A 14,702-nucleotide genomic window follows, 5' to 3' on the forward strand; every position below is an offset into this window, starting at 1 on the left:
ATCGAGACGCTGTTTTACCTCAGCGACCTGTTTGGCGTGGCGGTGTTTGCCGTCACCGGCGCATTGATGGCCGGGCGCAATGCCATGGACCTGTTTGGCGTGCTGGTGATCGCCCTGGTTACTGCCCTGGGCGGCGGCACCCTGCGCGACCTGATTCTCGACAACCACCCGGTCAGCTGGATCGGCAATGAGCTGTACCTGGTCGTGGCGTCGCTGGCGGCGTTCGGCACGGTGCTGTGGGCGCGCTTTATCAAGCCGCTGCCGCAAAAGGCGCTGCTGATTGCCGATGCCTTCGGGCTGGCCGTGTTTACCGTGATTGGTACCGAGGTGGCGCTGCGTCATCAGGTACCTGTCAGTACCGCGGTGATCATGGGCGTGATGACCGGAGTGGCCGGCGGCGTGCTGCGCGATGTGCTGTGCAACCAGATACCGTTGATCTTCCAGAAAGAGGTCTACGCCACCGCCTGCATCGCCGGCTCGCTGGTGTATATGGGCTTGCTGCATCTGGGGGCAGGGCACTGGGCGGCGACCGGGGTAGCGATGCTGGTGGTGCTGGTGACGCGGATTGCCGGCATATATTGGGGGTTGGCGCTTCCGCGCTTCCACCTGATGGAGCGTAAAAAACATTGAGGCTGAAGCGGGGTGCCGGCTGGCCGACCCGGCGAGGTCGCACAATCCTGATGGGTTGGTCTTGACCCTATGGGCTTTAGCCGCGCGCGTTTGATCTTGAAAACTCGCGGCTGAAGCCCCTCCCAGATTTTCTCTGCTTGGCCCTGACATCGCCTTTTGCAGGGATCGCGGCTGAAGCCGCTCCTACGGTTTTACCTTTACCTGGAGTGGCTGGTTTCCAGCCTTCTCGAACTGCAACGTCAATGGCAGGCTATCTCCCGCGGCCAGCGGCCGCTTCAACCCCAACACCATATGCGTATGCCCCGGCGCCAACACCTGCTGACCCCCGGCGGGAATACCAATGGATTTGAGTGGTTGCACGCTGCTCACCGAACCCAGTTGCACGGTGGTCAGCAGCTTTACCGAGCTGGCCAGCGGGCTGCTCGCGCCAATCAACCGGTCCTGCTCGGTCCCCGCGTTACGCAGGGTCAGATACACCTCAGCTTGCTGGCCGCTGACTGTGGCCCATGGCTCGATCACCTCCAGCGAACCCGCCGCCAGCACCGCTGAGCTCAGCAACAGCGCGGCGACCATCGGCGCGCAGCGCCTCATTTATTCGGTGCCTGTTGCAGCTCGGGATCATCCGGGTTCTGTTGTTCCAGTTCGGCCTGCAGTACCTGCACCTTTTGCGGCTGGCCGGCTTCGTGCCAGTAGCTGATCAGCGCCATACGCGCATTGCGGTTGGTGGGTTGGCGTTTGAGCAGCGCTTCCAGCTGATTGCGTGCTTCTTCCGGCTTGCCCAGGTCGTGCAGGGCGATGGCGTAGATATAGGTGAACTGCGGATCGTCCTGGGTCAGCTGGGCGGCCTTGGCCAACGCCGCCAGAGCCTGGTCGCGTGCGCCGGCACGAATCAGCGCCAGGCCCAGGCTGTGCTGCAGCAGGCCGGAGTCTGGGTGCTTGGCGATGGCTTCGTTAAGCATCTGTACCGCCGGCCCGTGCTGGCCCTGGGCGTCGAGCAACTGCGCCAGGCTGACCAGCGCTGGCAGGAAGTCCGGGTTGCGCTGCAGTGCCTCACGCAGGGCTGCTTCCGACTGCCCGCCACGGCCGGTGTTCTGGTACAGCATGGCCAGGTTGAGATTGGCTTCGGCGCGCTCGCGCAGGGAATTCTGCGCGGCTTCGTATTCCTCAATCACCGGTTGCCACAGCGTGTTGATCGAGGCCCGTTGCTGGGCCGGGATATTCGCCAACTGCGCGGCCGCGGCCATGCGCACGGCACGCACCGGGTCGCTCAGGCGTGGGGGCAGCAGGCTGATGAACTGCTCGGCCGAACCCATGCCGGCGACGGCGTCGATGGCGGCGCTACGCACCTGAGGGTCTGGGTTATTCAAGGCAATCGCTGCCTGTTCCAGGGCGCGCTGACTGGGGTAGGCGGGCAGTTGCGCAAGCACCGTGGCGCGGCGAATCGCCGGCAGATCGCTGCGGGCCAATTGCTGCATCAGCATGCGCGCGGCACCGGGTGAACCATGGCGGGCGGCAAAAATCGCATCGGCATAACCGCCATCCTGCAGCGTGGTGTCGCCGTACCAGATCTTGAATTGCTCGGCGATCTTGTTGCTCGAGCCCTTGTGGCAGGCGGCGCAGGCATCGGTGCTGGCAATCTTGGCGGAATGGGCGGGGTTGGGGATGCTCAGGCTGTGGTCGTGGCGGTAGTCGTTGACCATGTAGAGCTTGCCCGGCATATGGCAGTCCACGCATTGCGAGCCGGGTTGCCCGAGCTTGTGCTTGGTGTGCTCCGGTGCTTCGTAGTTCTTGGCCTTGAGCCCGGCACCGTCGATGCCGGCCCGCGAGGCTTTGCCCAACGGGTTGTGGCACTGCAGGCAGACGCCATTGCCCGGTGCTTTCAGCTGGTTGCTGTGGGGGTTGTGGCAGTCGGTGCAGGTCACGCCCTTGGCGAACATCTTGCTCTGGGTAAAGGAGCCGTACTCAAACACCTCTTCCTTGATCTTGCCGTCCACCTGATACAGCTCGGCGCTGAGGGTGGCGGGCAGGTAGTCATCCATCAGGCGATTCTTGTGGCTGTAGCCGTCGCCCAGGGGCGCACGCCGCGCATGGCAGCGGCCGCAGGTTTCCACTTGGGTCAGGGCAGCGCGGCTGTTCAGGGCCACGCCGAAGCCTTTATCCGGCTGTTGCTTGTTGAGGTTCTCGCCAGCGCTCCATTGCAAATGGCGCGAAGCCGGGCCGTGGCAGCTCTGGCAGCCGACGCCGAGGTTGTTCCAGGTGCTGTTGAAGCTGTCGGCGCTGAGGCTGAAATTGCGTTTGAAATTGGTGGTATGGCATTCCACACACATAAAGTTGGCGTTCTGGCTGGGTTTGCTCCAGTGCAGATCGTCGCGGAAATCGACCTTCTCCCCAGGGTACAACTCGAACCAGCGCTGCTTTTGGGTATCCCAGGCCACGCCTGAGGCCTGCAGGCGGCCGCCGGGCATTTCCAGCAGGTATTGCTGCAAGGGTTCGATACCGAAGGTGTAGGCCACCTTGAAGTCGGCAGCCAAGCCATCCGGGCCCGGGGTGTTGATCCAGTAGGCACCATCGCGCTGGCTGAAGTGGCTGGTTTCCACCTCGCCTTGGTAGCGGGTGTTATTGAAGTCGCCGCGAATGTTTTGCGCACTGGCTGGCAGCATGGCCATCTGGTGATGGGAGCCGGTCCAGGCCTTGGCCTGTTCGCTATGGCAGCCCTGGCACCGAGCTTCGTCAACAAAGGTTGCAGGCGGTTGAGTACTGGCGACTGGTGCGGGGCCAACGGTTGCCGGAACGACCGGCGTCGCCGTGTGTGGGCGGTACAGCCAGATCGGTAGGCTGATCAGCAGCACCACGGCGAAAATGATCAGGGGCAGGGGGCGTTTGTCAGGTTTTTCCGCGGCGGCAGCGGGGGTAACGGGAGGGGCAGGGGGCTTGGTCTTGTTCTGCTGCTTCGGCATGCAAACATCCGTTGTTCTGACGAGCGCGTATCACGGTTGGCTTGCAGCTTCGGTGAGGCGGGCGTGGCTGTCAAACATTGTCATTAACGCATGGCGCTCTCCTGCGGGGTGATGTTTGGCTTATAAATAGCCGGCTAACTAGATTTTCTCGCCCGCCGATTTCCCGTACCCTGACCGGCCTTTTCTGCTGTCCTGTGACGAGCCTTTTGATGAGCCCCACAACCCTGACCATGACCCGTGGCATGGTGCTGCTGTTTGCTTTCTGCTGCGGCGTGATCGTCGCCAACATCTACTACTCGCAACCCATCATCGAGCTGATCGCCCCGGACATCGGCATCTCGGCAACGGCGGCCAGCCTGATCGTGTCGCTGACCCAGATCGGTTATGCCCTGGGCATGCTGTTTCTGGTGCCGCTGGGCGATCTGCTGGAAAACCGCCGGCTGATGATCATCACCGCACTGGTGTCGGTGGCCAGCCTGTTGGCCGCCGCCTTTACCACCCAGCCCCATGCCTTTTTGCTGGTGTCGCTGATGATCGGCCTGAGCTCGGTGTCGGTGCAGATCCTCATTCCCCTGGCCGCCCACCTGGCGGCAGAAGAGTCGCGGGGCCGGGTGGTGGGCGGCATCATGGGTGGCCTGCTGCTGGGTATTTTGCTGGCGCGGCCGCTGTCCAGCCTGATCGCCGACCACTTGGGATGGCGCGCAGTATTTATGATTGCGGCGGCGGTGATGAGCGTGATCGTGGTGATTCTGGCCACCACCATGCCCACCCGTCAGCCCGCTCACACGGCCACTTACGGCCAGCTCCTGCTGTCGCTGGGCAAGCTGTTCAAACGTGAACCGGTGCTGCGTCAACGGGCCTTGATGCAGGGTTGTATGTTCGCCGCCTTCAGCCTGTTCTGGACCGCTGTGCCGCTGGAACTGGCGCGCAACCATGGCCTGTCGCAAACCCAGATCGCCCTGTTTGCCCTGGTGGGTGCCATTGGTGCAGTGGCGGCACCGATTGCCGGGCGTCTGGCCGATGCCGGGCATACGCGGGTGACCACCCGTTTGGCGCTGCTGCTGGCGACCTTGTGCTTTCTGCCGGCCTTTATCCCGCCGAGCAACACGGTGATCGCCCTGGCATTGACCGGCGTGGTCCTGGATTTCTGCGTGCAGATGAATATGGTCCTTGGCCAACGGGCGATTTACGCCCTGGATGCGGCCAGCCGCGGGCGCCTCAATGCGCTGTATATGACAGCGATTTTTGTCGGCGGGGCATTGGGCTCGTCTCTGGCCAGTGCGCTGTTCGATCACACCGGCTGGCTGGGCATCGTGGCGCTGGGCAGCGCTTTTCCGTTGCTGGCGTTGGGGATTTTTCTGCGGGCGGATCGGAGATCCTGAAACGCGGAGCGTAATTCGTAGGATGGGTTGAGCCGCAGACGAAGCCCCATCGTCGTCGCAGGTGGTTGGGCTCCACCGTTGGCGCACAGGGAGCCAAACCGATTTACGATTGAAGCTCCGCTAAATTCTCAAACAGCTGCAACGCCTCGGGATTGGCCAGCGCATCGGTGTTTTTCACCGGCTCACCGTGCACCACATTGCGCACCGCCAACTCGACGATCTTGCCGCTGATGGTGCGCGGAATATCGGCCACGGCAAGCACCTTGGCCGGCACATGGCGTGAGGTGGTGTGGGCGCGGATCACTTCGCAGATGCGCGCTTTCAACGCTTCATCCAGCGTCACGCCCTCCCGCAGTCGCACAAACAGCACCACCCGCACATCGCCCTGCCATTGCTGGCCGATGGCGATGGACTCCAGCACCTCTTCAACTTTTTCCACCTGCCGATAGATTTCCGCCGTGCCGATGCGCACGCCGCCCGGATTGAGCACCGCATCCGAGCGACCGTGAATGATCAGGCTGCCGCGCGGAGTTTGTTCGGCGTAGTCGCCATGGGCCCAGACGCCGGGGAAGGTGTCGAAGTAGGCGGCGTGGAATTTCTCGTCGTCGGGGTCGTTCCAGAAACCCACCGGCAGGCTGGGAAAGTGCTTGCTGCACACCAACTCGCCTTTTTCGCCAATCACCGGTTGGCCATCGTCATTCCACACTTCTACCGCCATCCCCAGGCCCTTGCACTGCAACTCACCGCGATATACCGGCAACACCGGGTTGCCGAGGGCAAAGCAGGAGACGATATCGGTGCCGCCGGAAATCGACGACAGGCATACATCTTTCTTGAAGGCGCGGTACACGTACTCGAAGCTTTCGTGGGACAGCGGCGAGCCGGTGGACAGAATGGTTTTGAGCCCGCTCAGGGCATGGCTCTGGTTGGGTACCACATCGGCTTTTTCCAACGCCGCGAGAAACTTGGCGCTGGTGCCGAACACGCTGATGTTTTCCCCATCGATCATGTCCACCAACCGCTCAGGCCCCGGTTGAAACGGCGAACCGTCGAACAACACCAACCTGGCCCCGAGGGCCAGGCCGGAGACCAGCCAGTTCCACATCATCCAGCCGCAGGTGGTGTAGTAGAACAGGGTGTCGTCGCGGGTCAGATCGGTATGCAGGCCATGCTCTTTGAAGTGCTGCAGCAACACGCCGCCGGTGCCATGCACGATGCATTTGGGCACCCCCGTGGTGCCGCTGGAATAAAGGATATACAGCGGATGGTCGAAGGCCACCGGGGTGAATTGCGGCTCGCCGCCGGGCTGGAAAAATTCGCTCCACAGGGCGACGGCGGCGCTGCTCTGGTAATCCGCCACGCATGCTTCAGGGCGCGAATACGGCACCACCAGCAACTGCTGCAAGGTGGGCATCTGCGCCAGAATTTCATTGAGCTTGGCGGTCTGGTCGTTGTTGCTGCCGGCATAGCGATAACCCCCTGCGGCGATCAGCACCTTGGGCTCGATCTGGCCGAACCGGTCGATCACCCCCTGGGTGCCAAAATCCGGCGAGCAGGACGACCAGGTCGCCCCCAGGCTGGTGGCCGCCAACATGCCGACCACGGTCTGCCAGGTATTGGGCATCATCGCCGCCACCCTATCGCCCTGGCCCACGCCGATCTTGGCCAGCGCCTGTTGCAAACCGGCCACCTGGGCGGCGAGCTCGCGGTAGGTAAGCACCTCGCGGCTGCCGTCCTCGCCGATGGCCACCAGGGCCGGGTGATCGTCACGGCGACGCAGTAAATGTTCGGCGAAGTTCAGCCTCGAACCCGCAAACCAGCGCGCGCTGGGCATCTGCGCGCCTTCTTCCAGCACGGCCGTGGGCGCCGTACTGAAATGCACCTCGAAGAAGTCGACAATGGCCTGCCAGAACCCCTCGCGCTCAGCCACGCTCCAGGCATGCAACTGCGGATAATCCGCCAGCTGCAAACCATGGCGCTGATTGATATAGCGCCGGAAGGCATCCATCTGCGTGGCGGCGATGCGGCTGGCGGAAGGGGTCCAGAGCGGCTGGGGCATGGCGAGATTCACTGGCGTCGTCTTGTCGGAATACTTAAGGCCTTGAGAATGCAAAAGCGTTCGGCCTGATTGCGGGAGGAGCATCGACTCAATGGCGGCGCTGTTCCGCTTCGTAATGGCGAGTCTGAAGGGGCAGGAGCGTCTGCACTTTTGTCCCCAGCCCCTCTTCAAGCCCCCAGCGTATGGCTAGAGCATCGACGCGACGGTGCGCGTCGCTGAGTGGTTCACCAGTGGGGGGCACATAAGGTTGCAGCTGTTTGAGACCTTCTTCCGCCTCAGACGCGCGCTCGGGTGTAACGCACGAAAAACGGGTCAGTCGTTCCAACAGATACCCGGCGCGGCGCAGCTCAAGCAGGGTGCGCTCTACGGCGAGAAACGTTGCCAGTTCAGCCGAGAGATCGTTATCGGAGTACCACAGCTCGGTAGCAGCGTCTTGCAAGGCGGCGCTGTCCGCCTGATTCAGCGGCTTTTTCGTCAGGGTATCCAGCGCCACAGAAAAGACGTGGCCATCAGGGCGCTTCGTCATTTCGATCTCCCAGGTAATCGTCTAGCAGCAGGTGCAACACCGTTGCCGGGGCATGCCGGTTGCCAACATAACAATCAATGGCTTCAGCTGCCAGGCGTCGCAGTTCTGCCACATCAATGAGGCCCTTTCTGAGCATGGCGGCAATGTCATCAAGATCATGCTGCTGTGCTCGTCCCAGCTTGGAAATAGCAACGTCCACAGGGGCTGCGACATAGACATGTACCGCCGAATCATCGGCAAACTCGGTCATGCGAATGCCACGTTCCAGGTAGCCCTCGTGCAAGGGGCCCAGGGTGGTAGTGAAGCCGAGGTCCCAGTTCAGTTCCAGGGTACGCCCGGAATGCGGGTCAAAAAATGGCTCAGGGAATTCAGCCAGCAAATGGGTGGCCTGCACACCTTGCAGGTCAAGAGTCTCGAAGACCTCGCCGTCAATGTCGGTACTGACCCTGTGGCCCGTGTACAGATGCACAGCGCAGCCACCAAAAAATGATCAGTTTGATCGCCCCTGGCGGGTGATCTGGTATCTCCATCGCCACATTTTGAAGCAACGAGATCAGGGCCTTCGCCAGAGGTGTGCGGGTGTTTAGCGTCGGTGGAATTATGTTGGGCAACATGGGACATGATCCTCCTTGATCCGCTGTTGGCCGACTCAGCGCGCCAACCACCCACCATCCATATTCCACGCCGCACCACGCACCTGCACGGCCGCGTCGCTGCACAGGAACAACGCCAGTTCGCCCAGTTGCTCAGGCGTAACGAAGTCCAGCGACGGCTGTTTTTCCGCCAGCAGATCATGCCGGGCCTGTTGCGCATCGCCGCTGGCCTGGGCGCGGTCGTCGATCTGTTTTTGTACCAGTGGCGTGAGTACCCAGCCGGGGCAGATGGCGTTGCAGGTGACGCCAGTGGTGGCGGTTTCCAGGGCCACGCTTTTGCTCAGGCCGACCAGCCCGTGTTTGGCGGCGACATAGGCGCTTTTGCCGGCGGAGGCGGCCAGGCCGTGGGCCGAGGCGATATTGATGATCCGCCCCCAGTTGCGCGTGCGCATACCGGGCAGGGTCAGGCGGGTGGTGTGGAAGGCCGAGGTGAGGTTGATGGCGATGATCGCGTCCCAGCGCTCCACCGGAAATTCTTCCACCGGTGCCACGTACTGGATGCCAGCGTTGTTGACGAGGATATCGACGCCGCCGAATTCCCGTTCAGCGTAGGTGATCAGGTCTTCGATTTCAGCGACCTTGGAAACGTCAGCCGGATGGTGGCCGACCTTGCCGCCAAACGCCGCCACTTCATCGATGGCTGCCTTGGCATCGCCAAAGCCATTGAGCACCAGGTTGGCACCGGCCTTGGCCAGCACCAGGGCGATGCCCAAGCCAATGCCGCTGGTGGAGCCGGTAACCAGTGCGGTTTTGCCGTGCAGACTCATACATATCTCCTTAGTGCCCGGCTGGCCGCAGCCCGCCAAGCCTCAGTCAAAACGGTTAAACGATGCCGGTGGCGTAGAAAGTGCCAATCACCACAAATACCGCCAGAGTCTTGATCAGGGTGATGCAGAAAATGTCTTTATAGGCTTCACGGTGGGTGAGGCCGGTAACCGCCAGCAGGGTGATCACCGCGCCATTGTGCGGCAGGGTGTCCATGCCGCCGCTGGCCATGGCCGCCACGCGGTGTAGTACTTCCAGCGGGATATTGGCGGCGTTGGCGGCTTCGATAAAGGTGTGCGACATGGCCGCCAGGGCGATGCTCATCCCGCCGGAGGCGGAACCGGTGATGCCGGCCAGCAGGGTGACGGTCACCGCTTCATTGACCAGCGGGTTGGGGATGGTTTTCAGCGCGTCGGCCAGCACCAGGAAGCCCGGCAACGAGGCGATCACGGCGCCGAAGCCGTATTCCGAGGCGGTGTTCATCGACGCCAGTAGCGCGCCGCCGACTGCCGTTTTAGTGCCTTCAGCGAGTTTTGATTTGATCGCGCGGAAACCACAGATCAACACCAGCAAAATACCCAGCAGCAACGCCGCCTGTACCGCCCAGATGCCGGTGAGCTTGGCCACTTCGCTGGTCACTGGCTGGGCCATGCCGGCCAGTTGCAGGGTGTGGGTTTTGCCATAGAGTTCCGGAATCCAGCGGGTCAATACCAGGTTGGCGACGCCCACCAGAATCAGCGGCGACAGCGCCAGCCAGGGGTTGGGCAGGGCGATGTCTTCAGCGGTTTCCGGCTCGTTGCGCAGCTCGGTGCCGTAACCCTCACCGGCGGCCTTGGCTTTGCGCAGCTGGCGGCGCAGGTAGAGCATGCCGGCGATAAACACGAACACGGTACCGACCAGACCCAGCCACGGCGCTGCCCAGGAGGTGGTGCCGAAGAAGGTGGTGGGAATGATGTTCTGAATCTGCGGGGTGCCGGGCAGGGCGTCCATGGTGAAACTGAATGCACCCAAGGCAATCGTGGCCGGGATCAGACGCTTGGGAATATCGCTCTGGCGGAACATTTCGGCGGCGAACGGATACACCGCGAATACCACCACAAACAGCGACACGCCGCCGTAGGTCAGCAAGGCGCAGACCAGCACGATCACCAACATGGCCTGGCGCGTGCCGAGCAGGCGGATGGCGGCGGCAACAATCGAGCGCGAGAAGCCGGAAAGCTCGATCAGCTTGCCGAACACCGCGCCGAGCAGAAACACCGGGAAGTAGAGTTTGACGAAACCCACCATCTTTTCCATAAACACCCCGGTAAAGGCGGGTGCCACGGCAGAAGGATCGGTGAGCAATACCGCGCCCAGGGCGGCGATGGGTGCAAACAGAATGACGCTGTAGCCGCGGTAGGCCGCGAGCATCAACAGGGCTAAGGCGGCGAGGGCGATGATCACACTCATAAAGCGATCTCCTGATTCCGGGCGGGGCCGCCGCCCGGTGTTTTGTTCTTATTGATGGTGAAGCCGTGTTTTATGGAGTAGCGCAGCGGCAAATTGATTCCAGTCGCTGTGAAAACGCCGCGCTTAGTCGGCCTGTTTTTGATGGAGTGGGTATGTAAGGGTTGAGATAGACAGGGCGCAGGTGACGAACGAAACGGCGAGGCTGAGCGGATGGCTCATGGGGATCTCCAGCATATTGTTGTTGTTTTTCGATTGCGGTCTGTGCCGCGTCGGGAGCTATAGCGAGATGCGTGCCAGTTATATAACTGCATGAAAAATAACGAAATATATGTTTGTTTGAAGCGCGGCAGAGCCTGCCAGTCTCTGACTGGAGACAACTGGGTGCAGGTGATAGGGCGATAGCGTCTGTGTTGCTACAGTCTCTATTTGGAGAATGTGTCTATTTTGTGAGAGATCAGGCGTCAGGCCTGGCCAATCGCGGTTGAAGCCGCTCCTACCGATGGGCAATTGTAGGATCGGCTTTAGCCGCGATGCTGTTGCTCTGACGTTACACGGCTAAAAAGGCTTATCACCCAGAATCGTGGCGCGCTGCATCACCCGGCGCTGGGGGCGGTAGTCGTCGACGGCGTAGTGCTGGGTGACGCGGTTGTCCCAGAAGGCCACATCGTTTTCCTGCCAGCGCCAGCGCACGAAAAATTCCGGCTTAGTCGCATGGGCAAACAGGAAGCTCAGCAGCGCCTGGCTTTCTGCCGGCTCCAGCTCGTTGATCTTGCTGGTGAAGCCTTCGCTGACGAACAACGCCTTGCGCCCGCTGACCGGGTGGGTGCGTACCACCGGGTGCGATTGCGGCGGGTGCTTGCGCCGGGTTTCATCCCAGCGAGCGTAGTCCTGCGGGGTGCTGCCGTAGCGTTCGAGGGGGAACGAACGAGTGAAATCGTGGGTAGCACTGAGGCCGTCAAGCAGGCCCTGCAGGGGCGCAGACAGGGCGTCATAGGCAGCGATACCGCTGGCCCACAGGGTGTCGCCACCTTTGGTCGGCAGCAGTTTGGCGCTGAGCACTGCGCCCATGGCCGGTTCTGGGAGAAAGGTCACGTCGGTGTGCCAGATGGCGTTGTCGCGCACATCGGTAACGGCGGTATCCAGAATCAGCACTTCTGGCTGCTCCGGCACATTGGGGTAGATCGGGTGGATATGCAGGTCGCCAAAACGCGCGGCAAACCGGGCTTGCTGCTGCGGGGTGATCGGCTGGTTGCGGAAGAACAGCACCTGGTGTTCAAGCAAAGCGTGTTCGATGGCGCGCTGGTGGGCGTCGCTCAGCGGTTCGCTGAGGGTGATGCCTTCAACCTGGGCACCGAGGGCGGAACTCAGGGGAGTGATGTGCAGGCTCATGGTCTTTCTCGTACGTGGCAGTGGGTGGTGCAAAACAAGGCGGTTAAGTGCGCGCCGGTCATGGCCGGCGCGTCATGGAAAAAACTAGTGGCTCTGGCCGTGCCAAGGCACCAGGCGACGCTGCAGCGCGCGCAGGCTCATCTCCAGGGCAAAGGCGATCACCGCGATCACCAGAATCCCCAGAATCACCACATCGGTGACCAGAAACTGCGCCGCCGACTGCACCATAAAGCCCAGGCCGCTGGTGGCCGCGATCAGCTCGGCGGCCACCAGGGTCGACCAGCCCACACCCAGACCGATGCGCACACCGGTAAGGATGTCGGGCAGGGCGCTGGGCAGAATCACATGGCGAATCAGCTGGCTGCGGCTGGCACCCAGAGACTGCGCGGCGCGCAGCTTGGCCGGGTCGACAGTGCGCACGCCGGTGGCGGTGGCAATGGCGATGGGGGCGAAAATCGCCAGGTAGATCAGCAACACTTTGGACAGCTCGCCAATCCCGCACCAGATCACGATCAGCGGCAGATAGGCCAGCGGTGGAATAGGCCGGTAGAACTCGATCAGCGGGTCGAGAATGCCCTGGGCAATGCGGTTGCGGCCGATGGCGATACCCACCGGAATGGCGGTCAGCACGGCAATCAACAGGGCCAGGCCGATACGTCCGAGGCTGGCACCGAGGTGTTGCCAGAGGGTGGATTCCATATAGCCGCTAGTCGCCAGCAGCCAACCCTTTTGCAGCACTGCCGAGGGTGGCGGCAGGAACAATGGCTCGATCAGGCCAAAGGCCGTAACCGCCCACCAGATCGCCAACAGCGCCGCAAGGGTCAGGGCGCTGATCAGACGGGTACTCAGGGTCGGGCGCAGGGCCTTGGCATTGTCCGCCGGCAGCGCGCCAAGGGCGTCGGCGGTGCTGTCTTTGCCGCTCAGACTGGCTTGATAGCTGCTCATACGTTGGCCTCCGCTTGAATTGCCAACCGTTGGGAAAACACCTGCGCCAATACATGCTCGCGGGTTTCGATAAAGCGCGGGTCGGATTTGATTGCCCGAGCCGGCTCGCCAGCGGCATAACGCTGGCCGAAGTCCAGCTGCAGGCGCTCGACGACTCGCCCGGGGTTGGGTGCCAACAGCACCAGATCAGTGGCCAGAAACACCGCTTCTTCAATGTCGTGGGTGATCAGAAACACCGGCTTGGCGCTGCGCTGCCAGACCTGCAGCAACAGCTCCTGCATCTGCTCGCGGGTAAAGGCGTCGAGGGCGCCAAAGGGCTCGTCCATCAGCAACACCCGTGGGTCGGCGGCCAGCGCGCGGGCCAGGCCGACACGCTGCTTCTGCCCGCCGGACAACTGCCAGACCTGGCGCTGTTCGAAGCCGGCCAGATCCACCAGGGCCAGCATTTCGCGGGCTTTGGCCTCGCGCTGCGCACGCGCCACACCGGCCAGCTGCAGGCCGAAGGCGACGTTATCCAGCACGTTTTGCCAGGGCAGCAGGGCGTCGTCCTGAAACACCACACCGCGCTCGGCGCTCGGCCCTTGCACTGGCACGCCGTCGAGGCTGATGCGCCCGCTGCTGGGGGCCACGAAACCGGCAATCAGATTGAGCAGCGAGGTTTTACCGCTGCCGGAAGGACCGAGGGCCACCAGCAATTGCTGTGGCCCCAGGGTCAGGGAAATATCGGCCAGCACCGGTGCGGTTGTGCCCGGGTACTGTGCGCTGATGCGCTCCAGTTCTAGTAAGGCCATGTGACTGTCTCGCTCTGTGTGGTTCTGGTGGACTTTCATCGGCGTAGCAGCGGCTAGCCGCGCTGCTTTCAAGATCAAGAACATCGCGGCTGAAGCCGCTCCTACGGCGGCACCGACAACGGTTTATTGAACGTATTTGCTGCTCACATACGGCGAGTAATCCGCCAATACGCCATCCGCTTTGCCCTGTTCCTTGAGGAAAACGGCGGTAGCGGCGATGTCCTTGGCCGTCTGGCCATTGAGCAGGGTTTTCTGTTCAGCGCTTTCCGGGAAGGTCGAGCCGGCCAGCAGTTCCGGTACGTCTTGGGCATTGGCACCAGTCAACCTGGCGATTTCTTTGACTTGCTCGGAGTCGGCAGTCCACGCCGCCTTGTTGGCGTTGTAGGCGGTGTAGGCATCGATGCTGACCTTGGCGAACTTGGCCAACACGTCCGGGTGCTTCTCGGCGAAGTCTTTACGCGCTACCCACACCTCGAAGGTTGGAGCACCCCAGGTGCCGACTTCGGCGGCGTCGGTGAGCACCTTGCCGTCTTTCTTGATTTCACCCAGGGCCGGCGACCAGACAAAGGCCCCGTCGATATCGCCGCGCTTCCAGGCCGCGGTGATCTGCGCCGGGTTGAGGTTGACGACTTTTACCTTGGCCGGATCGATGTTCCAGTGCTTGAGCGCGCCGAGCAGGCTGTAGTGCGAGGTGGAGACAAACGGGGTGGCGATGGTTTTGCCGATCAGGTCTTCGGGTTTTTCGATCTTGCTGCCTTTGCGCACCACCAGGGCTTCAGCCGAGTTGATCTGCGCGGCGACCACAAAGGTCACGATCGGCAGGCCGCGGGTGGCGGCTGCCGCCAGCGGGCTGGAGCCCAGGTTGCCGATCTGCACGTCGCCCGAGGCAATCGCGGTCACCACTTCGGCACCGCTGTTGAAACGACGCCAGTCCAGCTTCTCGCCGATGGCTTTTTCATAGCCACCGTTGGCTTGCGGCACTTTGCTCGGGTCGATACCGGTCTGGTAGCCGATGATGATGTCGTCGGCTTGCGCCGCAAAACTGAGGCCGGCTACTACCAGGGTGGCGAGCAGGCGACGGGAAAAGGAAAAGCTCATGGTCATGCTCCAACGCAACAACCCCGCTGGCGAACCAGCCGGGGTCTGGGAATTGATC

General features: G+C 62.2%; 13 protein-coding genes. 2 read left to right on the forward strand and 11 right to left on the reverse strand.

Translation table 11 applies throughout. From position 1 onward, the window contains the following. Nucleotides 1-630 carry a trimeric intracellular cation channel family protein gene (locus ACVW0Y_RS05025; protein WP_457436773.1) on the forward strand — a complete coding sequence of 210 codons (630 nt, stop codon included), beginning with the start codon at nt 1-3 and terminating at the stop codon, nt 628-630. 183 nt (nt 631-813) lie between these two features. Here ACVW0Y_RS05025 and ACVW0Y_RS05030 read toward each other — a convergent pair whose 3' ends face one another. Continuing rightward, the gene (locus ACVW0Y_RS05030; RefSeq protein WP_457436480.1) at nt 814-1,221 is read right to left on the reverse strand and encodes a copper chaperone PCu(A)C; all 408 of its coding nucleotides are present in this window, start codon (nt 1,219-1,221) and stop codon (nt 814-816) included. Further along, entirely contained in the window at nt 1,218-3,587 is a 2,370-nt protein-coding gene (locus ACVW0Y_RS05035) for a tetratricopeptide repeat protein (RefSeq protein WP_457436481.1), read from the reverse strand. The genes ACVW0Y_RS05030 and ACVW0Y_RS05035 overlap by 4 nt, the downstream gene beginning before the upstream one ends. 209 nt (nt 3,588-3,796) lie before the next feature. Here ACVW0Y_RS05035 and ACVW0Y_RS05040 point away from each other — a divergent pair, with 209 nt between their 5' ends. Then, complete coding sequence (locus tag ACVW0Y_RS05040; RefSeq protein ID WP_457436482.1) at nt 3,797-4,969, forward strand: MFS transporter; 1,173 nt, start codon at nt 3,797-3,799, stop codon at nt 4,967-4,969. Between the two features lie 103 nt (nt 4,970-5,072). Here the strand turns inward: ACVW0Y_RS05040 and ACVW0Y_RS05045 are convergent, their stop codons facing one another. The 9 genes from ACVW0Y_RS05045 to tauA all read right to left on the reverse strand — a co-directional run bounded on the left by ACVW0Y_RS05045 (nt 5,073) and on the right by tauA (nt 14,644). Then, nucleotides 5,073-7,028, reverse strand: coding sequence for an acetoacetate--CoA ligase (locus tag ACVW0Y_RS05045; RefSeq protein WP_457436483.1), 1,956 nt, complete (start codon nt 7,026-7,028; stop codon nt 5,073-5,075). 88 nt (nt 7,029-7,116) lie between these two features. Continuing rightward, on the reverse strand, nt 7,117-7,554 hold the full coding sequence (locus ACVW0Y_RS05050) for a hypothetical protein (RefSeq protein WP_457436485.1): 438 nt from the start codon (nt 7,552-7,554) through the stop codon (nt 7,117-7,119). Next, nucleotides 7,538-8,023 carry a DUF6036 family nucleotidyltransferase gene (locus ACVW0Y_RS05055; protein ID WP_457436486.1) on the reverse strand — a complete coding sequence of 162 codons (486 nt, stop codon included), beginning with the start codon at nt 8,021-8,023 and terminating at the stop codon, nt 7,538-7,540. Before ACVW0Y_RS05055 ends, ACVW0Y_RS05050 begins: the two co-directional genes overlap by 17 nt. Before the next feature lie 180 nt (nt 8,024-8,203). Further along, on the reverse strand, nt 8,204-8,974 hold the full coding sequence (locus tag ACVW0Y_RS05060; RefSeq protein ID WP_457436488.1) for a 3-hydroxybutyrate dehydrogenase: 771 nt from the start codon (nt 8,972-8,974) through the stop codon (nt 8,204-8,206). Nucleotides 8,975-9,029: 55 nt separating this feature from the next. Then, nucleotides 9,030-10,421, reverse strand: coding sequence for a GntP family permease (locus ACVW0Y_RS05065; RefSeq protein WP_457436489.1), 1,392 nt, complete (start codon nt 10,419-10,421; stop codon nt 9,030-9,032). A gap of 555 nt (nt 10,422-10,976) precedes the next feature. Beyond that, a complete protein-coding gene (gene tauD, locus ACVW0Y_RS05070; protein WP_457436491.1) occupies nt 10,977-11,810 on the reverse strand; it encodes a taurine dioxygenase in 834 nt (277 codons plus the stop codon). Between the two features lie 84 nt (nt 11,811-11,894). After that, nucleotides 11,895-12,755 carry a taurine ABC transporter permease TauC gene (gene tauC, locus ACVW0Y_RS05075; protein WP_457436493.1) on the reverse strand — a complete coding sequence of 287 codons (861 nt, stop codon included), beginning with the start codon at nt 12,753-12,755 and terminating at the stop codon, nt 11,895-11,897. Further along, complete coding sequence (gene tauB / locus ACVW0Y_RS05080) at nt 12,752-13,546, reverse strand: taurine ABC transporter ATP-binding subunit (protein ID WP_457436494.1); 795 nt, start codon at nt 13,544-13,546, stop codon at nt 12,752-12,754. The genes tauC and tauB overlap by 4 nt, the downstream gene beginning before the upstream one ends. A gap of 123 nt (nt 13,547-13,669) precedes the next feature. After that, nucleotides 13,670-14,644 carry a taurine ABC transporter substrate-binding protein gene (gene tauA / locus ACVW0Y_RS05085; protein ID WP_457436496.1) on the reverse strand — a complete coding sequence of 325 codons (975 nt, stop codon included), beginning with the start codon at nt 14,642-14,644 and terminating at the stop codon, nt 13,670-13,672. Nucleotides 14,645-14,702: the final 58 nt, after the last annotated feature.

It is taken from the genome of Pseudomonas sp. TE3786 (genome assembly GCF_054057335.1).

Coding starts and splice junctions, on each gene's coding strand:
- ACVW0Y_RS05030 (WP_457436480.1), bottom strand. CDS start 1,221: ATGAGGCGCTGCGCGCCGATGGTCGCCGCGCTGTTGCTGAGCTCAGCG.
- ACVW0Y_RS05035 (WP_457436481.1), bottom strand. CDS start 3,587: ATGCCGAAGCAGCAGAACAAGACCAAGCCCCCTGCCCCTCCCGTTACC.
- ACVW0Y_RS05040 (WP_457436482.1), top strand. CDS start 3,797: ATGAGCCCCACAACCCTGACCATGACCCGTGGCATGGTGCTGCTGTTT.
- ACVW0Y_RS05045 (WP_457436483.1), bottom strand. CDS start 7,028: ATGCCCCAGCCGCTCTGGACCCCTTCCGCCAGCCGCATCGCCGCCACG.
- ACVW0Y_RS05050 (WP_457436485.1), bottom strand. CDS start 7,554: ATGACGAAGCGCCCTGATGGCCACGTCTTTTCTGTGGCGCTGGATACC.
- ACVW0Y_RS05060 (WP_457436488.1), bottom strand. CDS start 8,974: ATGAGTCTGCACGGCAAAACCGCACTGGTTACCGGCTCCACCAGCGGC.
- ACVW0Y_RS05065 (WP_457436489.1), bottom strand. CDS start 10,421: ATGAGTGTGATCATCGCCCTCGCCGCCTTAGCCCTGTTGATGCTCGCG.
- tauD (WP_457436491.1), bottom strand. CDS start 11,810: ATGAGCCTGCACATCACTCCCCTGAGTTCCGCCCTCGGTGCCCAGGTT.
- tauC (WP_457436493.1), bottom strand. CDS start 12,755: ATGAGCAGCTATCAAGCCAGTCTGAGCGGCAAAGACAGCACCGCCGAC.
- tauB (WP_457436494.1), bottom strand. CDS start 13,546: ATGGCCTTACTAGAACTGGAGCGCATCAGCGCACAGTACCCGGGCACA.
- tauA (WP_457436496.1), bottom strand. CDS start 14,644: ATGAGCTTTTCCTTTTCCCGTCGCCTGCTCGCCACCCTGGTAGTAGCC.